A 25,303-nucleotide genomic window follows, 5' to 3' on the forward strand; every position below is an offset into this window, starting at 1 on the left:
GGCACGGATTCGCCGACCTGGTGTTTCGGGCCTTGTAAATGTCGATATCGTCACAATCTTTTTGCCTAAGATGAATGTGAAAGGATGGGATCATGCCTTTTCCGAAACTCGGGCAGGCCATTGTGGCCGGAGCAATCGTATTGGCCTTGCTGGGCAGCCAAAGCTCGGCAGGAACAGTCACTGGCACGGCAACCTACCGTGAACGGATCGCCCTGCCACCGGATGCGACGCTATTTGTCGAATTGCAGGATATCTCTCGGGCCGATGCGGCAGCGGTCACGCTGGCGGCGCAACGCTATGCGTTGAACGGAGTGCCCTCGGAATTTGAGCTGACTTTTGATGACGCGCTGATCCGCGAGGGTATGACCTATGCAGTACGCGGATCGATCTATCGCGGGGGTGAGCTGTTGTTTACGACGGATACGGTCCATCCCGTGCTGACCAACGGCGAAGGCAATTCGGCAGATCTTGTGCTGGTGCAGGCCGGTGCTCAGAGCCCCGCGACCCTGGAAGGGACCGAGTGGACAGCCATCGGTATCGGTGGAACCGTGCTCAATACAAAACGGCCGCCCCAGCTTTCCTTCGCCCAAGGTGGTGCGTTCGGTGGCACGGGCGGTTGCAACCGGTTTTCCGGGCAAGCCGAGATCACCGGCAACAGCCTTGAGTTTCCAGACAATATGGCCGCGACTTTAATGGCGTGCCCGCCAGAACTGGACGAGGTCGAGGATCAGTTCTTTGCCGCCCTGCAAAACGTGACGAGCTATGCCGTTGCCGGCGACAGCATGGTTTTGCTCGATGCTGCAGGTGAGCCTATACTGAAATTCGTGCGCACCCAGTAATCAGGCCACTGCGCGGGACCTTCCTGCGTTGTGACCCGAGAAGATGCAACCGCCCAGAAACGTGCCCTCTAGCGCGTTGTACCCGTGATAGCCGCCGCCGCCAAAGCCCGCGACCTCTCCGGCTGCAAACAAGCCGGGGACGATTTGTCCATTGGCGCCGATCATCTGACTGTCCAGATTGGTCTGCAGCCCGCCCAATGTCTTGCGGGTCAGTACGTGCAGCTTGACCGCGATTAGCGGGCCGTTTGATGGATCGAGGAACTTGTGCGGTTTGGCCGTCCGGATCAGCTTGTCGCCCCGATAATTGCGTGCGGCAAGGATGGCCATCATCTGGGCGTCTTTGGAAAACGGATTGTCGACCTGAGAATCCCGTGCCTCGATCTGGGTGCGCAAATGCGTCTCGTCTATCAGACCTCCGCCTAATTGGTTCATGCCGCTGACCAATTCAGTCAGCGTGTTGGCGACGACGAAATCCTCGCCCTTTTCCTTGAACGCCTCGACCGGGCCAGTCGCCTTGGTGCCAGACAGGATGCGCTGACGGATCACCTCTTTCCAGCTGCCCGAAGTGAAATCCGGGTTCTGCTCGGACCCCGATAGTGCAAATTCCTTTTTGATGATCTTCTGGGTCAGAACGAACCAGCTGTATTCATATCCGGTTTTCAGGATCTCTTTCAGCGTTCCCAGCGTATCGAACCCCGGCAGGCAAGGGGGTTGCAGGCGATTGCCGCGCGCATCGAACCACATCGAACTTGGGCCGGGTAGAATACGTATACCGTGCGCGGGCCAGATCGGATCCCAATTGCGCACCCCTTCGGTGTAATGCCACATTCTGTCGCCGTTGATGACATGTCCGCCAGCTTTCTCGCTGATCGGGATCATGCGGCCATCGACATGAAACGGAACGCCTGCCACCATATCTTTGGGCGGTTCACCCAGCCGGTCGCGGGGCCAGTTCTGTCTCACCATCTCAAAATTCCCACCGATCCCACCAGAGGTGACAATAACCGAAGGGGCATAGACTTCGAATTCGCCTACTTCGTCCCGGTTGGTCTTGCCACCTCTTTGAATGCCGTCATCGGCCAGGACTTCCCCTGACACGCCTTTGGCAGAACCATTTTGCATAATGATGTGGCTGACTTGGTGACGGAACTTCAATTGGATCAACCCGGCGTCGACATGCGCGCGGACGCGGCGAATAAAATGCTCAAGTACACCTGGGCCGGTTCCCCAAGTGATGTGAAAGCGCGGGACCGAGTTGCCATGGCCGTCCGCATAAGACCCTCCGCGTTCGGCCCAGCCCACGACGGGAAACCAGCGCAGCCCCATGTCATGCAGCCAGGGACGCATTTCACCTGCGGCGAACTCTACATAGGCTTCAGCCCATTTGCGGGGCCAGTTGTCTTCGTCGCGGTCAAACTGCGCGCTGCCCATCCAGTCGCGCAGCGCCAGATCGTGGCTGTCGCGGATGCCCATGCGACGTTGCTCGGGGGTGTCGACCATGAACAGGCCGCCGAGGCTCCAAAACGCCTGTCCACCCAGAAAATGCTCGGGCTCCTGATCCAGCACGATCACCCGCTTGCCCCGGTCGCCCAATTCGGCCGCCGCCGAGAGGCCCGCAAGGCCGCCTCCGATCACGATCGCGTCTGCGGTGTTATTGGTCATCGGATGTCCTTTCAGCGGCTGCGGAACCAAAGGATGAAGGGGGTTACGACCACATACATCGTGATACCATAAACGGCGGCAGGAACGGCAAGTGGGCTGAAGCCGGACGTGGTGCCGGTGATCAAAGCTGCCAGCGTAATTCCCATCGCCGAATTCTGAATGCCAGTCTCGACCGAGATCGTTTTCGCCTCACTCCATGTCAGATTGGCGATGCGCGCCAGCCCCAGACCGATCAGCAACAGCGCAACGTTCAACGCGATCAGAGCTGCCCCAATCGAGCTGAGGTTTTGGATGAAGAACTGCCAGTTTCCGGCCAGTGCCGCCGCGACGATCAGCACGAACAGTATCGATGCGAGCGTCGAAAGCGGGCCGTCGACCCGAATGGCGAACCCCCTTGCAAAGTGACGTATGGCGACGCCAATGGCGACTGGAAGGGTCGTGATCAGGAACAGCGCGGTGGCTAATGCGCTGATCGAAACTTTGGGTGCGGCCTCGCCTATGAAATGATCTATGGACCATGCGGCGAGAATGGGGACGGTCACGATGGACAGCAGGCTGATCACCGCTGTCAGGCTGACCGACAGCGCCACATCACCCTTGGCAAACTTTGCTAGGATGTTGCTGGTGACCCCACCGGGGCAAAAGCTTAAAAGCATGACACCCACGGCGATTTCAGCGGGCAGTCCGAACAGAGTGACCGTCGCGAAGGCAGCCAATGGTATCAGCACAACTTGACTGATGGCGCCAATGGCGAAGGGGTACCCCCGCGCCAAAACCCGGCGGAAATCGGCGGCTTCTAGCCCGATCCCCAGTGACAACATGATAATGGCCAGCGAAATGGGCAGGCCAACGTTGATAAGCAGGTCCAAGAACAACTCCTCCCAAAGTCATTCGGGCCAGCCTATGCGAGGGGTCGTAGATCAGGCAACAACGCCGTTGGGTCACCCGTAGCGTTGAGCAAACCGGCGCAGGATTTCACCCGGCTCCGTAACGTCTGCGGCATGGCACATATCGATCAAGCTTTGCGCATCCTCCGGCCGAAAATAGCCGTGGTCCTTGTAGATGTTAATCCGCTGCTCAAAATCTTTGGCGTCCGCTTCGGGGTGGAATTGGGTGGCATAGACATTCTGCCCCCAGCGGATCATCTGAAACGGGCAGGGGTCAGACGCTACCAGATGAACGCAGCCATCCGGCAGTAACTGCACGGCTTCCTTATGTCCCACAAACGCTTCGAATTTCGGCTTTAGGCCTTCGGTCAAGGGGTCTTGGGCGCCATCCTCTGTCAGACGGCAGTCGGACGGTCCGACCGGTTCGCCAAATTGCCGTTTGCTGACATCTCCGCCCAAATGTACGGCGAGAATACCCAAGCCATAGCAGCAGCCCATGAACGGGTGATCTTTCGCAGTGATCTGGGGCATCAGTCTCATGATCGCGCCTTCGATCTTTGCATCCAGCGCGGATTTGGTGGTCGGATCGTCGCTGACGCAGCCGGGACCCCCACCCACGATGACACCAGCGTAATCGACGACATCCAACCCTTCGGGCAGGTCTTCGCAATCCAGCCGGATGCGATGAGTTTGCGCAGGGCTCAGCCCGGTTTTGTCCAGTATCGAGGCATATTCGGCATCCGATGCATCGGTTTCCGGGCGCAGTTGCAGGATCAGAAAGCGTTTCATAGGCAGCCTTTAGCCATCAAAGCGGCCAGAACACAAGGATCGCGGGGATCGAGACCGCGATGATCAGGATTTCCAGCGGCAGCCCCATGCGCCAGTAATCACCAAAACGGTATCCTCCGGGACCAAGCACCAGCGTATTGTTCTTGTGCCCAATGGGCGTCAGAAACGCGGCAGACGCCGCAACGGCCACCGTCATCAGAAACGGATCTGGCGACACCTCAAGCGTGCGCGCCATCTGAATGCCAACAGGGGCCGCGACAATGGCGGTGGCTGTGTTGTTCAACACATCGGACAGGGTCATCGTCACGACCATCAGTACGGTCAGGATTGCCCAGGCGGGCAGGCCGTTGGTCAGCTGAATCAAGGCGTTGGCGATCAACTCGGTTCCGCCCGAGGTTTCAAGCGCGCTGCCCAGTGGGATCATTGACCCCAGCAATACAACCACCGGCCATTCGATGTGGTTGTAGATATCCGCAATCGGCATGATCTTAGTCAGAACATAGGCTACGACCACGAACCCCAGTGCGATCGGCAGATAGATCAGCCCGATACTGGCCGCCAACACGGCAGCCGCAAATAGGCCGATGGCAAGCCAGGCTTTCTCATTCGCGGTTACATTCAAGCCGCGCTCGGCCAAGGGCAGGCAGCCGAGCCACTCAGTGACATCGGGTGCTCGGTCGCGCGGGCACAGCAGCAATAAGATGTCGCCGGGCTCGACCTCGGTTTTGCGAACCTGACTGGTGATCCGGCGCCCTTGGCGTGAAATGCCCATCAGGACTGTACTCTGTCGCCAGGCCAGTCCTAACGCCTGTGCAGTTCGCCCAGTGATGCGCGCGCTTTCGGGGACAACGACTTCAACCACTTCCAGCCCTTCGCCTTCGGCAGTCAAAACCTCCTGCCGACGGGCGTCCGAGAAATCCAGATTGAGCGCGGCGCGGAACTCATCCAGCGCTTCGGGGCGTGCTTCCAGAACAAGCGCATCGCCTTCATGCAGGGTTGCGTGGGTTGATCGACCATAGCGTCGCTTTCCGTCCCGGATCAGGCCGATGATAGCGACGTCAGATTTCTCGGCGGCCTCATAGAGCTCACTGACCCGTTTCCCGATATGGGGCGATTCAGGCGGGATCGTCAGTTCGGCGATGTATTCGGCCAAAACTTCCGAGGTTTCTTCCTGCGCGCCGCGATTGGGGATGAGGCGCCAGCCGATCAGCGCGACGAACGCCAGCCCCGCAATTGCAGCCAACCCGCCCACCGGTGCGAAATCGAACATATGAAACGGTTCGCCCAGCGTTTCGGCCCTGATCGAGGCGATGATGATATTTGGCGGCGTACCGATCAGCGTGGCCATCCCTCCCAGGATCGTCGCAAAGCTGAGCGGCATCAGGCTAAGGCCGACCGGGCGCCCCGCTTTGCGCGCGGTCTGGATATCGACTGGCATCAGTAGCGCCAGCGCCGCGACGTTGTTCATGAAGGCCGACAGGATCGCCCCGATGCCGCCCATTAGCGCGATATGTGCGCCCAATCCGCGCGATGCATCGACCAGCGTGCGCGTGATCATGAACACTGCACCCGAGCGCACCAGACCGGCAGAAACCACCAGCACCAACGCCACGATGATCGTGGCCGGGTGCCCGAACCCGGCAAAGGCATTGTCAACGGGCACCACACCCAGCGTGACCGCGATCATCAAGGCGGTAAATGCTACAAGGTCATAGCGGAAACGCCCCCAGAGCAGCATTCCGAAAACGGCGATGAAAAGGGAAAAAAGAATGATCTGATCTGTCGTCATACCGCCACCATAGTCACGGGCGAAGACAGGGCAAGCCGCTCTCTTGATCCTTTGCCCCGCAAACGTCTATATGAGCGCCAAACACGCAATCACGATGACGAGGACGCACCATGGCAGGCCACTCCAAATGGGCCAATATCCAACACCGCAAGGGACGTCAGGACGCCGCGCGGTCCAAACTGTTTTCCAAGCTGTCGAAAGAGATCACGGTCGCCGCCAAGATGGGCGACCCCGATCCCGACAAGAACCCGCGCCTGCGTCTGGCGGTGAAAGAGGCCAAGTCGAATTCGGTGCCCAAGGACGTGATCGACCGTGCGATCAAGAAGTCCGTAGCAGGCGAGGGCGATGAATACGAAGAAATCCGGTATGAGGGCTATGGTCCCAACGGTGTGGCCGTGATTGTTGAAACGATGACCGATAATCGGAACCGTACCGCCTCGACTGTTCGTTCGACCTTTTCGAAGAATGGTGGAAACTTGGGTGAAACCGGCTCGGTCGGGTTCATGTTCGACCGCAAGGGCGAAGTTGTGTATCAGGCAGACGCAGGCGATGCGGATACGATTTTCGAAGCCGCGATCGAGGCCGGGGCAGAGGATGTCGAAAGCTCGGATGACGGTCACATCATCTGGTGCGCAGATACGGATCTGAACGATGTGTCAAACGCGCTGGAAGAGGCGCTGGGCGAATCCGAATCCACCAAGCTGGTCTGGAAGCCGACAACGACGACCGAGTTGGGTCTGGAAGACATGCAAAAGCTGATGAAATTGGTGGATGCATTGGAAGACGACGACGACGTTCAGCGCGTGACCACTAACTTCGAAGCGACCGACGAGGTTATGGCGCAGCTCTGATGTATCGGACACACGCCAGATGAACCAAACCCGGCCCAGCGGCCGGGTTTTTCTGTTGCAGCTGCGCGTTTTACACAAGCCTTGGTCCTGAAGCCTCTTGCGATTAAACTCAGATCATTGAGGCTGAAGGACCTGAAAGGCAACCGTAGGCACATCATGCAGAGCATCGCAAATGGCGAGTAAATCGACTGATCCGGCCCGACGAAATGTCCCGGTTCTGGCTAGCCAAAGTATCCTTTCCCAGGTGGCGTGGACTTTGGGCAGCCCGTCTATCGTATTGCCATTCCTTGCGGTCTCGCTGGAGTTACCGATGTTCCTTGCCGGCGCATTGGTGTCGATCCGCATGGTTGGCAGCATGATCTCGGACGTGTTTTTCGCCCGCTCCATTGCTGCGCAGGCGCGGAAGAAACGCGGGATTGCCCTGACCGAGATCGGGATTGGCGGTTGCCTTCTGATGGCCCTTTTGATCGCGGCCACCGGCAGTGTCTCATTGACGGCCATTGCCTTTGTGATCGCCTTTTTCATGATTGGGCTTATTGAAGAAAGCCAATCCCTGATGCTGTCTGACTTGTTGGGCGATCATCTGAAATCGAAATCCCGGATGGTTATCCGTTATCTCCAATTGGGCGCGGGAGGTCTTTGTGCCATCGGCTTGGTGTTGCTGATACACGAGATCACGAAAGAGTACCCGCCATTCTCGCGGCATTCCGCGGTGATTGCGGCCTCGGTCGTGTTTTTCTTGTTTTCAGCATTATGCATTCTCGGCATGGCCGAGATCGCCCCCGATGAATCCGGTAATGGAAAACCTAAAGGTGCAGGACGTCAATCGCTGCAGAACATCATCTCCGGAATCGTAAGTATGTTCGAACAGCCATGGTTCCGGCGCTATATGGCTCTGCGGCTTCCTTTGGTTGTCGTATCGCTGTCGGTTCCGTTTTTTGCGCTCATCGCTGCCGAGGCACATCACAACTCGGCCAAGGGTTTGACGGCCATGATCATCTCATCCGCGTCCGGCTATCTGGTCTCGGCGCCCTTGTGGCAACTGGTGAACATGAAATCACACCGTACCGTGATGGTCGCGGGCAACTTGTTGGTCGCAGTGACAGGGATCGTTTTGTTGGCGTTCCACTATGCCGGTATCGATCACGAAGTTCACTTGCACGCCATTGCTCTGTTTGTCGTCTCGGTGGCGACAACTGGAATTTCCAGTGCGCGCCAGCTTTATTTTTTAGACGTTGCGCCCAAGGAACAACGTATTCAGGGCGCAGCAGCCATCAAATCCATCTGCAGACTCGCTGCCGTTGCACTGTCCGCAATTTTGGCCGCGGTTGCACATATGCACGAGGTTGCAGCTGCCATCGTGTTTATCGTGCTGGCCAGCATCTGGGCGGCATTTAGCTGTTACCGCATCGCGAAACCGCAAAAGGCTGCAGAGTCGCAGGCCTAATGTGCCGCCGGCGCGATCAGTTGCTGCGTTGCCGCGCGGCGTACCGCTTGGGTCAAGGGTGCAAGGGCAGGGGCAAGGACGCGCCCGATCTGCCAGGTCAGTTCGATATCGAGCGGCGCATCGGGGATTACTTCGCAGATCTGCCCATTTGCGATCGCTCTTCTTACAAGGCTTTCGGGGTTCATACCCCATCCTAAACCGGCGATTGCCGCGTCAACAAAGGCGTTTGTGGACGGCAGAAAGTGAGACGGTGGCGAAAGACGGCTGCCTGTCTGGGCATATATCCAGGATTTCTGCAGATTATCCTTGCGGTTGAAGGTCAAGCAGGGGGCCTGTGCCAGGGATTTGGCGGAAACCCCATCAGAAAACCACCGCTGCATGAAGCCGGGGCTCGCGGTCGGCAAATAGCGCAAAGTGCCCAACGCAATGGCATCGCATCCGGTAATGTTTTGACCACCCACCGTTATCGCCGCACTTACGTCGCCACGCCGCAGCCAGTCAGCCGAATGGTCCTGATCGTCAATTACAAGGTCGAACAGTATGTCTTCGGCGCGCGCCATCGCGTCGATAAACCATGTGGCCAGACTGTCAGCCGGTAGCGCGACGCGAACCCGTACCGGACCTTCACGCTGATCCAAAGTCAGCTCTCGCGCCAACTTTGCCTCCAACAGGCCGATATCTTCGGCATGACGGGCGATCCGCAGACCCGCCGGAGTGCCGATGCATGGGGTGCCGCGATGAATAAGGGCCGCACCAACACGATCCTCCAACGCCTTGATCCTCTGCGAAATAGCCGACGGGGTGACGGATAGCTCTGCGGCTGCGGCCTCAAAGCTGCCGTGTCGCAAGATCGCCGCCAATGCTGAGAGCTGATGAGGGTCGAGGAGCATTAGAGTTGCTTAATCTGGGTAATCATCATTAATTTGATAGATTCGCACCGGCCATGTAGTCAACGAGCATCGACAGGAGGCTGCATGTTCCCATCAATGATTGCCGGGTTTGCCCTGAGTTTTAGCCTTATATTGGCGATAGGCGCTCAGAATGCCTTTGTTCTGCGCCAAGGCCTGCGGCGCGAGCACGTCTTTGCACTGTGCCTGACCTGCGCAGTGTCTGACGCGATACTGATCGGGGCGGGTGTTGCAGGGTTCGGCACCCTGGCTCAGGCCGCGCCGTGGTTTGAAACGGTGATGCGCTATGGTGGGGCAGTGTTTCTGATTTGGTACGCCCTACGTAGTTTTTGGTCTGCCTGGCAAGGTGGGGCGGTGATGGATACCGCAACAGGGCAGCGCACCAGCCTGCGTGCGGCCATGCTGACCGTGCTGGCCTTCACTTGGCTCAACCCCCATGTATATCTGGATACGGTCGTATTGATCGGGTCGATATCGGCCCAATATTCAGATCGCATGGGGTTTGCGATAGGGGCGATGACTTCGAGTTTCGTTTTCTTCTTTTCGCTCGGCTACGGTGCCAGAGTGCTTTCACCGATTTTTGCACGCCCGCGCGCATGGCAGATTCTTGATTTTATCATCGGAATCGTGATGCTTATGATCGCGTTGAAACTTGTTATCATGTGAAGGGTTGTCCCGGATCAGAATTCGGTGTTCAACCGTTTGTATGACCTCACCTAATGATCAGCACCGCCCGCTTGTTGGCATGTTTTGGATGCTTGCGGCCGGGCTGTCCTTTGTGGGCATGAATGCGCTGGTGAAGGTGCTGGGAACCAGCATGAACCCCATTCAAGCGGCATTCTTGCGCTATGTCCTGGGTCTGGTGTTTCTTTTGCCCGCAATCCGGGCGATCCTCGGAACTCCATTGACCCCGCGCAATCTAACGCTGTTTGGACTACGCGGAATGGTCCACGCCATCGCCGTCATGCTGTGGTTTTTTGCGATGACGCGCATCCCCCTCGCCGAGGTGACCGCGATGAATTATATGACACCTATCTACGTCACGGTGGGTGCGGCACTGTTCTTGGGTGAAAAGCTAGCTTTTCGTCGTATCGCCGCGATTGGTGTTGCTGTGATCGGAGTAGTGATCATCCTGCGCCCGGGCTTTCGCGAGATTTTGCCCGGTCACATAGCGATGCTGGGGGCTGCACTAGCGCTTGGTGGTTCCTATCTGCTGGCCAAAGTGATGGTCCGTGATATCCGTCCCTCAGCCGTTGTTGCCCATCTTTCGATATGGGTCACCATCGCGCTTATCCCTTTCGCCGTCGCGGTTTGGGAGCCGCCCAGCCTGCGCGATCTTGGTATACTTTTCATCGTCGCCAGCTTTGCGACTGCGGGGCACTATTTCATGACGCTTGCATTGCAGGCTGCCCCGGTGGCCGTGACCCAGCCGGTGACGTTCCTGCAGCTGATCTGGGCCACTTTGCTCGGCGCTTTGGCCTTCCATGAACGCATCGACATCTGGGTAATTGCAGGAGGCACTCTGATCCTGGCTGCCGTCAGCTTCATCACCTGGCGTGAAGCCGTGCTGAGCCGTGGCGGCACACCGCCGCAAGGTTCTGAGACCCCACCGGCGAAACCAAGAACCGTTATTGATTGACGAGTCAATAAAAACCGCTTAGCCTTCCTTGCACTCAGGTATGGCGAAGAGGCGAAGATGCCAAAACTCGGAATGGAGCCGATCCGGCGGGACGCGATCGTCAAGGCGACGATCGCCGAGCTTGGCGCGCAAAAATCCCTTGATGTCACCGTTAGCCAGATCGCCAAACGCGCAGGTATGTCCAGTGCATTGGCGCATCATTACTTTGGGGGCAAAGAACAGATATTCCTAGCCGCGATGCGGCGTATCCTGACGGATTTTGGATCTGAAGCGCGTGCACAACTCAGCACGGCAGATCCGGAAGAGCGCGCACAGGCCATCATTCGTGCCTGTTTCGCGCCATCATGTTTCACACCGGATGTTATCGCAGCTTGGATGACTTTTTATGTTTTGGCGCAAACCAACGATGATGCGCTGAGGCTCTGGCAAATCTATCAGGCGCGCATCCGCTCGAACCTGATCCATGCGTTGCGTCCACATATGAGTGACCCGAGCGAGGCTGCCGAAGGTATGATCGCGCTGATCGATGGGTTGTACATCCACTCTGCACTGAATTCCCCACAAGAGCCGCAGCGGGCAGTCACCCATGCGCTGCGGGTACTGAGAGTTTTCCTAGAGGCCGAAAAATGACAAAGCCGAATATTCTGATCCTGATGGTGGATCAGCTCAACGGGACCCTCTTCCCCGACGGTCCTGCAGAATGGTTGCATGCGCCGAACCTGAAGATGCTGGCGGCAAGATCAACGCGTTTCGCAAATGCATACACTGCCTCGCCGCTCTGTGCTCCGGGACGTGCGAGCTTTATGTCGGGTCAACTGCCATCGCGTACTGGCGTCTATGACAACGCCGCCGAGTTCAGCAGCGATATCCCGACCTATGCCCACCACCTTCGTCGTGCAGGATATTACACCTGCTTGTCTGGCAAGATGCACTTTGTCGGCCCAGACCAGTTGCACGGGTTCGAAGATCGTCTGACTACTGATATCTACCCGGCAGATTTCGGTTGGACGCCGGATTATCGTAAACCCGGTGAGCGCATCGACTGGTGGTATCACAATATGGGCTCGGTCACTGGGGCAGGCATTGCCGAGATTTCCAACCAGATGGAATATGATGACGAGGTCGCTTATAACGCCAAGGCCAAGCTATATGACCTTGCACGCGGCAAGGATGATCGCCCCTGGTGTGTGACCGTCAGCTTCACGCACCCACACGATCCTTACGTGGCGCGACGCAAGTACTGGGATCTGTATGAAGACTGTGAGCATCTTGAGCCACAGATCGCGGATCTGGGATATGACAATCAGGACCCGCATTCCAAACGTATTTTCGATGCCAATGACTGGCGCAGCTTCGACATAACGACCGAGGATATTCGCAAATCCCGTCGCGCCTATTTCGCCAATATCTCATATCTGGATGACAAGATCGGTGAGATACTGGAGGTTCTGGAAACGACGCGTCAAGAGGCGATCATACTGTTCGTGTCCGACCACGGCGACATGCTGGGTGAGCGCGGGTTGTGGTTCAAGATGACTTTCTTCGAAGGCTCTTCCCGCGTGCCGCTCATGATTTCGGCCCCCGATCTTCCAGTTGGTCGCATCGATACACCAGTTTCGACGATCGACGTGACACCGACGCTTGGTACGTTGGCGGGCGTCGATATGGCTGAAATCTCACCTTGGACGGATGGTGAGGACCTTGTTCCGTTGGCAAAGGGCACAGACCGAACCGCGCCGGTTGCAATGGAATATGCCGCCGAGGCCTCATACGCTCCTTTAGTCTCTTTGCGTTATGGCAAGTGGAAATACAATCGCTGTACATTGGACCCCGATCAACTGTTCGATCTCGAGGCTGATCCGCATGAGATGGAAAATCTCGCTGGCCTGCCCGAACATGCAGGCACCTTGCAAACACTGCGTGCTAAATCCGAGGCGCGATGGGATTTGGATCGCTTTGACGCCGATGTGAGGGCCAGCCAAGCCCGGCGCTGGGTGGTTTATGAGGCACTGCGGCAGGGTGGCTATTATCCTTGGGATTATCAGCCTCTTCAGAAAGCGTCTGAACGGTACATGCGCAATCATATGGACCTGAACGATGTCGAGGATAGCCAGCGTTATCCGCGTGGCGAGTAATCCTTTACATTTTTGAAATTGCACCCGTCGGAAGTGCAGAGATTTTTCGTCGAAAAATCTTGCCCCGAAGGTGAACGGAGACACGAATATGGAAGCAGATTTTGTCATTGTTGGCGCCGGTTCTGCTGGTTGCGCGATGGCTTACCGTCTGAGTGAGGCCGGAGCCTCGGTTCTGGTGATCGAGCATGGCGGCACAGACGCCGGACCCTTCATCCAAATGCCTGCCGCCCTAAGCTATCCGATGAATATGTCGCGATATGACTGGGGCTACAAATCCGAACCCGAACCACATCTGAACAATCGTCAACTTGCTTGCCCTCGGGGCAAGGTGATCGGAGGGTCTTCTTCGATCAATGGCATGGTCTATGTGCGCGGTCACGCGCGAGATTTTGACACCTGGGCCGAGATGGGCGCAGATGGATGGTCTTACGCAGATGTGCTGCCGTACTACAAACGCATGGAAACCTGGCATGATGGTGGTCATGGCGGTGATCACACCTGGAGAGGCACGGATGGACCTCTGCACGTGTCGCGAGGGCCTCGTGAAAATCCGCTGTTTAAGGCGTTCGTCGATGCAGGTCAGCAGGCTGGATATGAGGTCACTGGCGACTACAACGGTGAGAAACAAGAAGGTTTTGGGCCGATGGAGCAGACCGTCTGGAAAGGACGGCGCTGGTCGGCGGCGAATGCGTACCTTAGGCCAGCGCTCAAGCGGCAAAACTGCCAAATCATCCGGGGTCTTGCGGCGCGCGTGATTATTGAATCCGGGCGCGCATCCGGGGTCGAATTGATCCGGGGTGGCAAACGGGAAGTGATCACAGCGCGGCGCGAGGTTGTATTGGCGGCTTCGTCTATCAATTCGCCTAAGTTGCTGATGCTTTCGGGGGTTGGACCCGCGGCGCACCTGGCTGAGCACGGTATCAAAGTGGTCGCCGACCGCCCTGGCGTCGGCGCCAATCTGCAGGATCACCTAGAACTTTATATCCAACAGGCCTCGATCCAGCCGATCACGCTTTACAAGCATTGGAACCTGATCAGCAAAGGAATGATCGGAGCGCAATGGCTGTTTACCAAAACAGGCCTTGGCGCATCGAACCAGTTTGAAAGCGCCGCCTTTGTGCGTTCGAAACCGGGTGTGGAATATCCTGACATACAATATCATTTTCTGCCGATGGCGGTTCGCTATGACGGGCAGGCGGCAGCCGAAGGGCACGGATTCCAGGCGCATGTGGGGCCAATGCGGTCGCCCTCGCGCGGCGCTGTGACTCTGCGATCTGCCAAAGCCGAAGACGCGCCGGTGATCCGGTTCAACTACATGAGCCATGATGCGGATTGGGAAGACTTCAGAACCTGCATTCGCTTGACCCGAGAGATCTTTGGACAGCAGGCGTTCAAACCCTTTGCCGGTAAAGAGATCCAACCGGGGGCGGAAGTTCAGTCGGACGATGAGCTAGATGCCTTTATCGCCGAGCATGCCGAAAGCGCTTATCACCCTTGCGGGACTTGCCGTATGGGCCGTGCGGATGACAAGGATGCCGTTGTCGACCCGCAGGGGCGTGTGATTGGGGTGGATGGATTGCGCGTCGCCGATAGCTCGATTTTCCCGCAAATCACCAATGGCAATCTGAACGCACCGTCGATCATGGTGGGTGAAAAGATGTCGGACTATTTGCTGCAGAAAGACCCTTTGCCCAAAGCGAACGACCAACCCTGGATAAGTCCGAGATGGGCAACGGCACAGCGCTGACACATCCAAAACCCACGGCGTGCATTTATCCTGAAAGCTGGTTGATTGCGCTCAGAATTTGATCGGCGTCAAAGCGGAGTGCGACAGTCATGTTTAGCCTTGGGATGTAACGCTGAAACAAGGAGCCAACTGGATGTCTCATACCCCGCATGAACTGGCTGAAGAGTTCCCCGACAAGCTCGAAGTGATGAGCCAGCTCAAGCAAACGGATGCGCATTTTGCCCGACTTGCGGATGAGTATCATGAGGTCAACCGCACCGTGCATCGGGCTGAAACCAATGTTGAGCCGATGGAGGAATTGGCCGAGGTTGATTTGCGCAAGAAACGCGCGGCGCTCAAAGACGAGATCTGGGCGATATTGTCAAAAAGCTAAGGATTAGGCGGGGGCTCTGCCCCCGGACTCGCAGGATATATATGGCCAGATGAAGATCAGGTGACCTCATAAGGCAGGGTGCCGCGGCTATGGGCGTCGATGGTCAGGCGGCGCTCTAACGGTGGGACCGATCTTTGGTGGCAGGTCTGGCGCTCGCAGATGCGGCAGGATATGCCGATGGGCTCGTAAGCGCTCGCGTTGTTTATGTCGAGATTATCGGCGTAGACCAATGCTTCGGCATGACGAACCTCACATCCCAAGGCGATGGCATAGCGGCGGACAGGAGCACCGAACGAGCCTCCGGATTTTGAAACATCACGAGCCAATGAGATATAGCGGACGCCATCCGGTGTCTCGGCTAGCTGTTGCAGGAAATGACCCGGGGTCTCGAATGCCCGGTGGACATTCCAGAGTGGGCAGGCACCGCCGAAACGGGCAAATTGCAAGCGCGTAGCTGAATGGCGTTTGGTGATCGTTCCGGCCTGATCGACACGGACAAAAAAGAACGGAATCCCCTTTGCGCCGGGGCGCTGTAGCGTGGACAGGCGGTGCGCCACCTGTTCAATCGATGCCCCGAACCGGTTGCTGAGCAGCTCCAAATCATGCCGATAGTCTTGCGCTGCGGACAGGAAAGCGCCGTAAGGCATCAGCGAAGCCCCGGCAAAATAGTTGGCGAGGCCAATTTTGGCGATGGCGCGGGCCTCATCGCTTTGGAAACGGGCGAAATCTAGCGTTGCTTCAAGCAGCTTATCCTGACTGATCAACGCCACCTGCAGCAGCAGTTGGAAGACCTGCGTTTGTGGTGCGGCGCGCGAGGAAAGGCGCAGGGTTTTGTCACCAGCATTGTAGCTGCGTAAGGTTTCGGTGTCGGCGAAAGTGACGTGAATACCGCGTTCTGTCAGGCTGTTCAGGGCGACCTGCCGAATATCGCTGGTTTCATCGGCACGGCTGGCGAAGCGTTCAGCGGCGCGGTCAACGGCGTCAATATAATTGTCGCAGTAGTGAAAGAAATCGCGCACCTCTTCCCATGGGCTGGCCTGAATACGGGCATCCTCGCGGCCCAATGCCTCGTCGAGCGAGGCGAGGCGTTCATGGGTCTGGCGATAGGCGCGGTGTAACTCGATGAACGCGCGTGCAAGCGCGGGCGCATTTGAAGCGGTGAGCCTGAGATCAGCCAGAGGGGGTACTGTTTCGGCAAACACCGGATCGGCCAGTGCTTCGCGCATGTCCGAAACCAATCGTTCGCTATCCCCTGTGCTGAGTTCGGTCACATCCATACCAAACTCTTGCGCCAGTGCCAGAACAACGGTCGTCGAGATCGGCCGGTTGTTATTCTCCATCTGGTTCAAATAGGGCAGTGAAACGCCCAGTTTTGCGGCGAAGTCCTTCTGCGTGAGGGTCAGGCGTGTGCGCATTTCGCGCAGCTTGGCGCCAGCGTATAGTTTCTGAGTGGCCATGGCGGTTCTTTGCAGCTTTACTGAATCTGCAGGCTAACTTTGCAAACCCTGTCGCGCAAGCCGTCTACAGACCCAATTGCCGTTCGCGCCAGATAACAACGCTGATCGCGCAGATTGCCAGTGCGGCGGTTGCCAGCATCAGCCAAAGCAGAGGCATCGCGCCCGTCTCATGCGTCAGCAATGCGCCTGCCAATGCGCTGAGTGCCGCGCCGCCGCCCAACATGATCGCACCGCTCAAACCAGAGGCAGTAGCCGCAAGATGCGGGCGGACCGAAAGCGATCCGGCGGTTGCATTTGGGATCGCCATGCCGTTGCCCAACCCGACGAAGGTCATCAGGCCGAAGAAGCTGAGCGCCGTTCCCAAATCCACTAGGAACAACAAAGCTGATAGGGCCACGCCAATTGCATTCAGCCAGCATCCCCAGCGCACCATGCGGTTGACGCCGAAGCGAACCGAGAATCGACCGCTGATGAAGTTACCGAAGAAATAGCCAATCGCAGGCGCACCAAAGTAGATGCCGACCTCGGCGGCTGTCATGCCGAACACTTCGGTCCCGATAAAGGGTGCGCCCCCGAGATAGGCAAAGAACGCACCTGAAGAGAACGCCGAGGACAGGGAATAGCCCCAGAAGCGGGGCGATTTCAGCAGTTCAGGGTATTCGCGAAATTGCTGCATCAGTGTTTTGCCGCTTGCGGCGGCGGTTTCGCCAAAATCTTGGTAGGTCAGCGCCAGCGCTAGCGCCGCAAGGGCAAAGGGTAGCCAGAAATTGGCTTTCCAGCCAAAAGTTTCTTCGAGAAGCCCGCCGACAGCAGGGCCGATCATCGGGACGACTGCCATCCCCATGGTGACATATCCGAGCATCGAAGCAGCCTGGTCCTGTTCGTACATGTCTCGCACAGCCGCACGGCTTAAGACAATACCAACGACAATGACGGCCTGAAACATTCTGAAGGCCAGAAAGGTTTCGACATTTGGGGCGTATATACACCCCAGCGTTGCCAGCAGAAAAAGGGCGAGTCCCCACAGCAGTACAGGCCGACGTCCGGCCTTATCGGCGATGGGTCCTATTAAGATTTGCAGTGCCGCGTTGACCAGAAGATAAAGCGCGATCGAAAGCTGCATCACCTTGTAATCAGTCTGAAAATACGTCGCCATAAAGGGAAGGCTGGGCAGATACAGATTCATGCTCAGCGCCGACAATCCTGACAACAAAACGAGTGTTGTAAGCGTGGGGGGCGTGCGGCTGACAGAGGGTGAACTGAACTGCATGGTTTACCTTTAGACCCTGATCGCGCGAAATGCCATCGGCAGTTTGGCTTGTTGTGTTAATTAACAAATTTGCAGTTATCTCAAATAGTGTTGCCAAATATTTGCAAATTTGCCGAAAACTTCTTTGGCCGCCGATCCCAACTCGTTATGGTCGCGCAAATTCTCTTGGGAGACTACCGACATGAAAGACATCCTTTCCGAGCTCGAAGGCCGTCGCAACAACGCGCGATTGGGTGGTGGGCAAAAACGCATCGACTCACAACACGCCCGCGGAAAGCTGACGGCACGCGAACGGATCGAGTTGCTGGTAGACGAAGGCAGCTTTGAAGAGTTTGACATGTTTGTCAGCCATCGCTGCACTGATTTCGGAATGGAGAAACAAAAGCCTGCTGGTGATGGGGTGGTCACAGGCTGGGGTACGATCAATGGTCGAGTGGTCTACGTCTTCAGCCAGGACTTCACCGTATTCGGCGGCTCGCTGTCAGAAACCCATGCGCAGAAGATTTGCAAGATCATGGATATGGCAGTTCAAAACGGAGCGCCGGTGATCGGGATCAACGACTCGGGCGGGGCGCGGATTCAGGAAGGCGTCGCTTCATTGGCCGGATATGCCGAGGTGTTCCAGCGTAATATCATGGCCTCGGGCGTCGTTCCGCAGATCAGCGTGATTATGGGGCCGTGTGCAGGTGGTGCGGTTTACAGTCCTGCGATGACCGACTTCATCTTCATGGTCAAAGACACCTCGTACATGTTCGTGACCGGCCCAGACGTTGTGAAGACCGTCACCAATGAGGTCGTGACGGCGGAGGAACTGGGCGGGGCTTCAACCCACACCAAAAAGTCGTCGGTCGCTGATGGCGCGTTTGAAAACGATGTGGAGGCGCTGGCCGAGGTGCGCCGTCTTGTCGACTTCCTTCCGCTCAACAATCGCGAGAAACCGCCAGTTCGCCCGTTTTTTGACAGCCCTGACCGGGTCGAGACATCGCTGGATACGCTGATCCCGGACAATCCGAACACGCCGTACGACATGAAGGAACTGATCACCAAAGTGGCGGATGAGGGTGATTTTTACGAGATTCAGGAAGACTACGCTAAGAACATCATCACCGGTTTTATCCGGCTTGAAGGGCAGACCGTGGGCGTCGTGGCCAACCAACCCATGGTATTGGCAGGATGTTTGGACATCGATAGTTCCCGAAAAGCGGCCCGGTTCGTGCGGTTCTGTGATTGCTTTGAAATCCCGATCCTGACGCTTGTTGATGTTCCGGGCTTTCTGCCGGGCACTTCGCAGGAGTATGGCGGCGTGATCAAGCACGGCGCTAAACTGCTATTTGCTTATGGCGAAGCGACCGTGCCAAAGGTCACCGTAATTACGCGTAAGGCCTACGGTGGCGCGTATGATGTTATGGCCTCCAAACACCTGCGCGGCGATTTCAACTATGCGTGGCCCACGGCTGAGATCGCGGTGATGGGTGCAAAGGGCGCGACCGAAATCATCCACCGCGCCGATCTCGGCGATTCCGATAAGATTGCGAAACACACTCAGGACTATGAGGACCGGTTCGCAAATCCCTTCGTCGCGGCCGAGCGCGGCTTTATCGACGAGGTGATCATGCCACAATCGACCCGCCGCCGTGTATCACGTGCATTTGCGAGCCTGCGCGGCAAGCAACTGAAGAACCCTTGGAAAAAGCACGACAATATCCCGCTGTAAATGCCCGCCGAGGAGGCCCGAGCCGTAAATGCCCCGATTGACCGGACATAAGACCGCGCAGGTTGCAACAGCTCTGCACGCTCCCCCGGAGGAAGGAAACCGCCGCTGGCGGATCCGGGGATGCGCCGGGGTTTTTACGTTGCTGGTCGGAGTAGGTTCGGCGCTGGCCTCAAACCTGCTGCCCGTGCCATCGGGTCAACCGGTCGAGCTTAGCGATGTGCTTCTGGACACCAATCCGGGTGAGCTTTGGGTGCGGTTTCGGTTCATTGCACCCAAGATCGGATCGACTGCAGGTCGTATCACATATGATGTCGCCGTAGTCGACATGGAGCATTTGTGTGAAACACTGGCGGTGCCTTATGTGGCCCAGCACGAATTGCAGCCTGCCCGGATCGTGATTTCGTTTTCGGACAGACCGGTGGCGTTCGGCACCTCCGAACCTGACGCAACGCAGTTCTTCGAAGCCTACCGGCTGGATCAATCCCGGTGTATCTGGGAGGGGCTCTGACCATGAACCAAAAATGTCACGGTCTCAGAGTGTCCCGATACAGTGATACAGCTCTGGAGGTTCGCATGATCACTTCAATCCCGCAGGCATGTCCGATGGCCTGCCATATCTGGAACTTGTCCGTTGAGGTTTCGCAATGCTGAAACATCGCGGTTTCCCCGGACGTTTGCCCGGAACAGACTTCCAGTTCACCATTCGGCGGGCCAATCCCAAGGGCGTTACGCCGCTGACCCAGCGAGAACGCTTTCGCGATCGCAAACCCGCCGACAAGCGCGCAGATGTCGCGTTTATCGAGGCGTTGTGGGCGCATTTTGGTGATCAGCCCTTTGAGCGGGGCAATCTGGACGCGGGCCGTCTAAGTTGGCTGTTCGGGCGCGAGGTTGTCGCCGCCGAAGACCCGTTTGATCCTGCAAGCTATGATGCTCTGCTGGTGATCAATCTGGACGCCGCGCGCCAATCTTTCCCTGACGTGTTCGACGGAGTGCGCTGATTGTGACCGGGGCTGCCGCACATAACACTCAGATGATCAGTGACAGTGGAACCCTGCCCGCTAACGGGCAGGGTAGGCTGTTTTCATCAGAAGTTGAGTTGCGCGGCCAACTGGACACGATTGCCGTCGAATGTGTCGCCGGAAATTGTGTCGTTCCGCTCGCCATAGATGTATTCGGCGCTGAGCGTCAGGTTGTCTGTCGCCTTGTAAAAGGCATTGACGTGGATCGTCTCAAGCTCGGTGAACGACAAAGTACCGGTCGATGTAGGCAGGTCGTAGTCTTCCTTGCCATAGGCGATGCCGACGTTCCATTTGGAACTCAGGTCCTGACGGAATTCGATGGTGTAGCCATCAACATCGTTGGCCTGACCCCCGACGACTGCGTCGCCCAAGCCGATCAGGTAGGGGCCAAGTGCCTCGCCGTTGACATAGTTGACCTGGAACAACCCACCTTCCCACGGTCGGATCGAGCCCGACAAAGAGAAACCGGTCTGATCGACCTCGACGTCGCCGGATTGCGCCTTGCCGTAGAGCGCCGAGGCACGAGCGATGTATTTGCCATCGTTGTATTCGACCGAACCAGTCAGCACGGGATCATCCGAATCCGAGCCGCCGACGTTTTCTTCAACGGAAACGGCGAAGGTGGTATTCGATCCGATATTGTTGGTGTAGCGCACCTGCGGTACGCGCGCGAAAGCGATCCCGACCGGCCCGTTAAATTCCACCGAGGTCGGGTAGGTGTCCAGAGGTTGGAAATTGGTCCAGTATTGTCCGATCAGCCATTGTTCCCCAATTCGGATATTGGCATGACGAATTCGGAATTCGGCGGTTCCGTCCGAGCCGAAGGCATCGACTTCGATCTGGCCCTGAATGTCACCGATTCCCGAAGGCGTGCTGGTGCGCAGCCCGATACGAGACTGACGGACTGTGGCGCCAAACGTACCATCTGTCTCGGCCGAGGGTTCACCAATCACGTTTACGAATGCGGTGTCGCCCTGATCGTATTCGAAGTCATAGAAGAAGTCGGCTTTGACATAACCGTAGACGTCCAGAGTGGTGTTGCCGATCTGCAGATCCCCAGTGCCAGACCCGGGATTGGAGGATTCCAGCGCTTCGACCCGGGCGCGCAGTGCATCCAGTTCAGCCTGAGTTTGTGCATCTTGCGCCAAGGCTTGCATACCGGTCACGGAAAGCGCGCTGGCAGCAAGCAGGCTAGCAGTTTTACCCTTTGTTATCATATGGATAGTTCCTTGTGTGCGAGTGTGCAGGGGCACCGTTCCACGCAACTGAATTCTTGGGAAATCACCAAGTTGAGAGAAGATGCTCTCAATTTTTCAAGCAAAAGTGTCGGTAGACATGTGACGTTTCACGCTGCGGTGAAACCGGAATCTAAGTTACTGTCACCGGAAGGATTTTTGCGTGAGTTTGTAGTGATGTTGCGTGAGGTGCCTCGCGCACTGCCTCGCTACAAGTCTTCGATTTGTAACAGGAACGTGACGGATTTCAGACGTAGTCGTCGCTGTCCGGGCGATTACGACGTCGGCGCAAATCTGCGTGGTGCCGCGCTGGATGGGCAGGTTTCAGCCGGAATCTCAGATGGAAACAATAACTGGTTGGCGGCCAGAATTGTGCTGTGCACAGTGATTGGGCCGTGCGGCTCTACTTTGCCTGCGTCGCACAAGCACCTACTATTCCGTACCCCTTCCTTCCGCGGGCAGGCTTGTGTTCCCCACAGAGTTCTGTCCGCGGTTTTCTTTTTGTCAGGTTTGGACAAAAAGCGGCAAAAACCTGCGCAATTCGCAAGTTTGTGGTCCGTGTTATTGCATAACAAGGCGCGAAATCGGCATCTGCTCTCAAAGACTGCAAAAAATCTAGAAGGGCAGAAACCATGCGAATCAAACGAATTTCTCTTGCATTGGCAACCTGCGCGGGTTTGGCGGCCTGCGGTGGCTCGACCGGCGAACAGGCGATCCTTGGCGGCGGTGCGGGGGCTCTGGGGGCGGCGGTCCTCAGTGCAGATCCGCTGCTTGGGGCGGCAGTCGGGGCTGCGGGCAACGTGCTTTACTGCAAGACCCAGAACAACTGTAACTAAAGCTGAATTTAACGGGGCTGGAAAAGTCCCGTCCGTCATTGCGCATCACGCCGTCGTGGGGTCAACGCCCCGCGGCGGCGTTTTGCGTTTCCAGAACATCAAGCCAAAGGACGTTCCATGTTCAACAAGATCCTGATCGCAAACCGGGGCGAGATTGCCTGCCGGGTCATCAAGACCGCCCGAAAGATGGGCATTGGCACGGTTGCCATCTATTCAGATGCTGACAAGAACGCCCTGCATGTTTCAATGGCGGATGAGGCCGTGCATATCGGCCCGCCGCCCGCCAACCAGTCATACATCGTCATCGACAAGGTGATGGATGCCATCCGTAAAAGCGGCGCGCAGGCGGTCCACCCCGGTTATGGCTTTCTGTCCGAGAACTCCAAATTTGCCGAGGCGCTGGATGCCGAAGGCGTCGCCTTTGTCGGCCCCCCGGTTGGTGCGATCGAAAGCATGGGGGACAAGATCACCTCGAAGAAGATCGCGCAGGAGGCCGGGGTTTCGACGGTGCCCGGTTACATGGGCCTGATCGAAGACGCCGATGAGGCGGTGAAGATTTCGAACGACATTGGCTATCCGGTGATGATCAAGGCCAGCGCTGGCGGCGGTGGCAAGGGCATGCGGATTGCGTGGAATGACGAAGAGGCGCGGGAAGGTTTCCAGTCATCCAAGAACGAGGCCGCGAACTCCTTCGGCGACGACCGGATTTTCATTGAGAAATTCGTGACTCAGCCGCGCCATATCGAAATTCAGGTTCTGTGCGACAGCCACGGCAACGGCATCTATCTGGGCGAGCGTGAGTGTTCGATCCAGCGCCGCAACCAGAAAGTTGTGGAAGAGGCGCCATCGCCGTTCCTTGACCCTGAAACCCGCAAGGCGATGGGCGAACAGGCGGTCGCGTTGGCCAAGGCTGTGAACTATGCCAGCGCCGGTACGGTCGAGTTCATCGTGGATGGCGAAAAGAACTTCTACTTCCTCGAAATGAACACCCGCCTGCAGGTGGAACACCCGGTGACCGAACTGATCACTGGTGTCGATCTTGTCGAACAGATGATCCGTGTGGCCGCTGGTGAAAAGCTGTCGATCACGCAGGATGACGTCACCCTGACAGGCTGGGCGATTGAGAACCGTCTTTATGCAGAGGACCCGTATCGTGGCTTCTTGCCCTCGATTGGCCGCCTTACCCGTTATCGCCCGCCGCAGGAGGTCGCAGCCGGCCCGCTCCTTGTGAATGACAAATGGCAAGGTGATGCGCCTAAAGGGGATAGCGCTGTGCGTAACGATACCGGCGTCTATGAGGGCGGCGAGATCAGCATGTATTACGACCCGATGATCGCCAAGCTGTGTACCTGGGCACCGACCCGCGAACAGGCGATTGAGGCGATGCGCGTGGCGCTGGACAGTTTCGAAGTCGAAGGCATCGGTCACAACTTGCCATTCCTGTCAGCGGTCATGGATCACCCGAAATTTGTAAGTGGTGACATGACGACCGCTTTCATCGCCGAGGAGTATCCGGACGGGTTCGAAGGCGTCGACCTTCCCGAAGAGGATTTGCGCCGTATCGCAGCCTCGTGCGCTGCCATGCACCGGGTTGCCGAAATCCGTCGCACCCGCGTATCGGGCCGAATGGACAACCATGAACGGAAGGTCGGCAAACGTTGGAATGTCGCTCTGCAAGGGCAGGATTTCAGCGTCAAGGTTAAGGCTGACAAACAGGGCGCGACTGTCAAATTCAAAGACGGGTCAGCTCTGCGTGTGTCCTCTGACTGGACGCCGGGTGACCAACTTGCGGTGTTGGACGTGGATGGCAGCCCGTTGGTCTTGAAGGTTGGAAAGGTATCGGGCGGGTTCCGTATTCGAAACCGAGGGGCTGACCTCAAGGTACATGTGCGCACCCCGCGTCAGGCCGAACTGGCCCGCCTGATGCCCGAGAAGCTGCCGCCTGATACATCGAAAATGCTGCTCTGCCCAATGCCGGGCTTGATCGTGAAGATTGATGTGGAAGTAGGTCAGGAGGTGCAGGAAGGTCAGGCACTTTGTACCGTTGAGGCGATGAAGATGGAGAACATCCTGCGCGCCGAGAAAAAGGGCGTTGTCTCCAAGATCAACGCGGGCCCCGGCGACAGTCTGGCCGTTGACGATGTGATCATCGAGTTCGAGTGATGATGCGCGCACCTGCGACATATCTTTCAAGGTTCCCAGCGGCTTCCGCCGGGATCTTGAGGCATGTCGCAGGTGCTCAACCGCCCTCACGTCGTTCGCGGATTTCGCGTTCGCGCAAAGGCGTCTTGTCAATGGATCGGCCAATCTCACGCACGCTCCATGGGCTGGGTTTGCGCAGTTTGACGACACCATCCTTGTCGACAAACACCATCTGGAAACCACGCGGTCGCAGTTTTGATCGGATCGATGATCGCGCCGCCGGATCAGTATCGGTCAAGACAACCACGTCGCGATCCCGCATTGCGTCCTCGCCTTCGAGTAACATGTCAATCTGTTGCTGGAATCTTGGGTCTGCCGGGGTATCGGCAAAAACGACGATCGGGCGATGCGTCCAGAGAAAATCTCTTAGATCGCTGTCAGCTACTGGACGAACAAAGCTGTCATCCGCAGGGGCAGTCGCGTCGGCGGCCAAGGCGGCCAACGGGAATAGTGCCGAGAAAACAAAGGCAAGCGTGCGTGTCATGAGGCCTCCTGTTGTGATGA

General features: G+C 57.2%; 23 protein-coding genes. 14 read left to right on the forward strand and 9 right to left on the reverse strand.

Going from position 1 to position 25,303, the window contains the following annotated elements:
• Positions 1–92: 92 nt before the first annotated feature.
• The gene (locus tag ACR0L9_RS03280; protein ID WP_480894758.1) at positions 93–839 is read left to right on the forward strand and encodes a YbaY family lipoprotein; all 747 of its coding nucleotides are present in this window, start codon (positions 93–95) and stop codon (positions 837–839) included.
• Here the strand turns inward: ACR0L9_RS03280 and ACR0L9_RS03285 are convergent, their stop codons facing one another.
• From ACR0L9_RS03285 to ACR0L9_RS03300, 4 genes are all read right to left on the reverse strand, one after another.
• Positions 840–2,501 carry an FAD-binding dehydrogenase gene (locus tag ACR0L9_RS03285; RefSeq protein WP_480894760.1) on the reverse strand — a complete coding sequence of 554 codons (1,662 nt, stop codon included), beginning with the start codon at positions 2,499–2,501 and terminating at the stop codon, positions 840–842.
• Between the two features lie 11 nt (positions 2,502–2,512).
• The gene (locus tag ACR0L9_RS03290; protein ID WP_480894762.1) at positions 2,513–3,370 is read right to left on the reverse strand and encodes a bile acid:sodium symporter family protein; all 858 of its coding nucleotides are present in this window, start codon (positions 3,368–3,370) and stop codon (positions 2,513–2,515) included.
• 72 nt (positions 3,371–3,442) lie between these two features.
• Positions 3,443–4,177 carry a glutamine amidotransferase gene (locus ACR0L9_RS03295; RefSeq protein ID WP_480894764.1) on the reverse strand — a complete coding sequence of 245 codons (735 nt, stop codon included), beginning with the start codon at positions 4,175–4,177 and terminating at the stop codon, positions 3,443–3,445.
• Between the two features lie 16 nt (positions 4,178–4,193).
• The gene (locus ACR0L9_RS03300; protein ID WP_170401548.1) at positions 4,194–5,966 is read right to left on the reverse strand and encodes an SLC13 family permease; all 1,773 of its coding nucleotides are present in this window, start codon (positions 5,964–5,966) and stop codon (positions 4,194–4,196) included.
• 110 nt (positions 5,967–6,076) lie between these two features.
• Between ACR0L9_RS03300 and ACR0L9_RS03305 the strand changes: the two genes are divergently transcribed.
• Together ACR0L9_RS03305 and ACR0L9_RS03310 are read left to right on the forward strand one after the other, a co-directional pair.
• The gene (locus ACR0L9_RS03305) at positions 6,077–6,817 is read left to right on the forward strand and encodes a YebC/PmpR family DNA-binding transcriptional regulator (RefSeq protein WP_170392173.1); all 741 of its coding nucleotides are present in this window, start codon (positions 6,077–6,079) and stop codon (positions 6,815–6,817) included.
• Positions 6,818–6,989: 172 nt separating this feature from the next.
• On the forward strand, positions 6,990–8,264 hold the full coding sequence (locus ACR0L9_RS03310) for an MFS transporter (RefSeq protein ID WP_170392172.1): 1,275 nt from the start codon (positions 6,990–6,992) through the stop codon (positions 8,262–8,264).
• On the opposite strand, the gene ACR0L9_RS03315 is transcribed toward ACR0L9_RS03310, so the two are convergent.
• Complete coding sequence (locus ACR0L9_RS03315) at positions 8,261–9,154, reverse strand: LysR family transcriptional regulator ArgP (RefSeq protein ID WP_170392170.1); 894 nt, start codon at positions 9,152–9,154, stop codon at positions 8,261–8,263. The two genes, ACR0L9_RS03310 and ACR0L9_RS03315, sit on opposite strands and share 4 nt — an antisense overlap.
• Positions 9,155–9,238: 84 nt before the next feature.
• Between ACR0L9_RS03315 and ACR0L9_RS03320 the strand changes: the two genes are divergently transcribed.
• The 6 genes from ACR0L9_RS03320 to ACR0L9_RS03345 all read left to right on the forward strand — a co-directional run bounded on the left by ACR0L9_RS03320 (position 9,239) and on the right by ACR0L9_RS03345 (position 15,066).
• Positions 9,239–9,838, forward strand: a complete 600-nt coding sequence (locus ACR0L9_RS03320; protein WP_170512381.1) for a LysE/ArgO family amino acid transporter — start codon at positions 9,239–9,241, stop codon at positions 9,836–9,838.
• A 40-nt stretch (positions 9,839–9,878) separates the two neighbouring features.
• Positions 9,879–10,811, forward strand: coding sequence for a DMT family transporter (locus ACR0L9_RS03325; protein WP_170392166.1), 933 nt, complete (start codon positions 9,879–9,881; stop codon positions 10,809–10,811).
• Between the two features lie 57 nt (positions 10,812–10,868).
• On the forward strand, positions 10,869–11,441 hold the full coding sequence (betI, locus tag ACR0L9_RS03330) for a choline-binding transcriptional repressor BetI (protein WP_170392164.1): 573 nt from the start codon (positions 10,869–10,871) through the stop codon (positions 11,439–11,441).
• Positions 11,438–12,946: a choline-sulfatase gene (betC, locus tag ACR0L9_RS03335; RefSeq protein ID WP_480894767.1), complete on the forward strand. Its 1,509-nt coding sequence runs from the start codon at positions 11,438–11,440 to the stop codon at positions 12,944–12,946. The genes betI and betC overlap by 4 nt, the downstream gene beginning before the upstream one ends.
• A gap of 88 nt (positions 12,947–13,034) precedes the next feature.
• Entirely contained in the window at positions 13,035–14,693 is a 1,659-nt protein-coding gene (betA, locus tag ACR0L9_RS03340) for a choline dehydrogenase (protein ID WP_480894769.1), read from the forward strand.
• 133 nt (positions 14,694–14,826) lie between these two features.
• Positions 14,827–15,066, forward strand: coding sequence for an HP1242/YdcH family protein (locus ACR0L9_RS03345; RefSeq protein ID WP_170392158.1), 240 nt, complete (start codon positions 14,827–14,829; stop codon positions 15,064–15,066).
• A gap of 56 nt (positions 15,067–15,122) precedes the next feature.
• On the opposite strand, the gene ACR0L9_RS03350 is transcribed toward ACR0L9_RS03345, so the two are convergent.
• Positions 15,123–16,523 (reverse strand): helix-turn-helix transcriptional regulator, encoded by a 1,401-nt coding sequence (locus ACR0L9_RS03350; RefSeq protein WP_170563893.1) that lies wholly within the window; start codon positions 16,521–16,523, stop codon positions 15,123–15,125.
• A 64-nt stretch (positions 16,524–16,587) separates the two neighbouring features.
• Complete coding sequence (locus ACR0L9_RS03355) at positions 16,588–17,793, reverse strand: multidrug effflux MFS transporter (protein WP_480894771.1); 1,206 nt, start codon at positions 17,791–17,793, stop codon at positions 16,588–16,590.
• A gap of 181 nt (positions 17,794–17,974) precedes the next feature.
• Here ACR0L9_RS03355 and ACR0L9_RS03360 point away from each other — a divergent pair, with 181 nt between their 5' ends.
• The 3 genes from ACR0L9_RS03360 to ACR0L9_RS03370 all read left to right on the forward strand — a co-directional run bounded on the left by ACR0L9_RS03360 (position 17,975) and on the right by ACR0L9_RS03370 (position 20,505).
• On the forward strand, positions 17,975–19,507 hold the full coding sequence (locus ACR0L9_RS03360) for an acyl-CoA carboxylase subunit beta (protein WP_480894773.1): 1,533 nt from the start codon (positions 17,975–17,977) through the stop codon (positions 19,505–19,507).
• A gap of 28 nt (positions 19,508–19,535) precedes the next feature.
• Complete coding sequence (locus tag ACR0L9_RS03365) at positions 19,536–20,015, forward strand: DUF6497 family protein (protein WP_480454171.1); 480 nt, start codon at positions 19,536–19,538, stop codon at positions 20,013–20,015.
• A gap of 136 nt (positions 20,016–20,151) precedes the next feature.
• Positions 20,152–20,505: a hypothetical protein gene (locus tag ACR0L9_RS03370; RefSeq protein WP_170392151.1), complete on the forward strand. Its 354-nt coding sequence runs from the start codon at positions 20,152–20,154 to the stop codon at positions 20,503–20,505.
• A gap of 86 nt (positions 20,506–20,591) precedes the next feature.
• Here ACR0L9_RS03370 and ACR0L9_RS03375 read toward each other — a convergent pair whose 3' ends face one another.
• Positions 20,592–21,743, reverse strand: coding sequence for a DcaP family trimeric outer membrane transporter (locus ACR0L9_RS03375; RefSeq protein WP_170563885.1), 1,152 nt, complete (start codon positions 21,741–21,743; stop codon positions 20,592–20,594).
• Positions 21,744–22,393: 650 nt separating this feature from the next.
• Here ACR0L9_RS03375 and ACR0L9_RS03380 point away from each other — a divergent pair.
• Together ACR0L9_RS03380 and ACR0L9_RS03385 are read left to right on the forward strand one after the other, a co-directional pair.
• Positions 22,394–22,597, forward strand: coding sequence for a hypothetical protein (locus tag ACR0L9_RS03380; RefSeq protein WP_170392147.1), 204 nt, complete (start codon positions 22,394–22,396; stop codon positions 22,595–22,597).
• Between the two features lie 117 nt (positions 22,598–22,714).
• Complete coding sequence (locus ACR0L9_RS03385) at positions 22,715–24,760, forward strand: acetyl-CoA carboxylase biotin carboxylase subunit (RefSeq protein ID WP_170661937.1); 2,046 nt, start codon at positions 22,715–22,717, stop codon at positions 24,758–24,760.
• Between the two features lie 76 nt (positions 24,761–24,836).
• Here the strand turns inward: ACR0L9_RS03385 and ACR0L9_RS03390 are convergent, their stop codons facing one another.
• Positions 24,837–25,283 (reverse strand): DUF4174 domain-containing protein, encoded by a 447-nt coding sequence (locus tag ACR0L9_RS03390; protein WP_480894776.1) that lies wholly within the window; start codon positions 25,281–25,283, stop codon positions 24,837–24,839.
• Positions 25,284–25,303 lie beyond the last annotated feature (20 nt).

This window comes from Ruegeria sp. I3 (assembly GCF_056532525.1).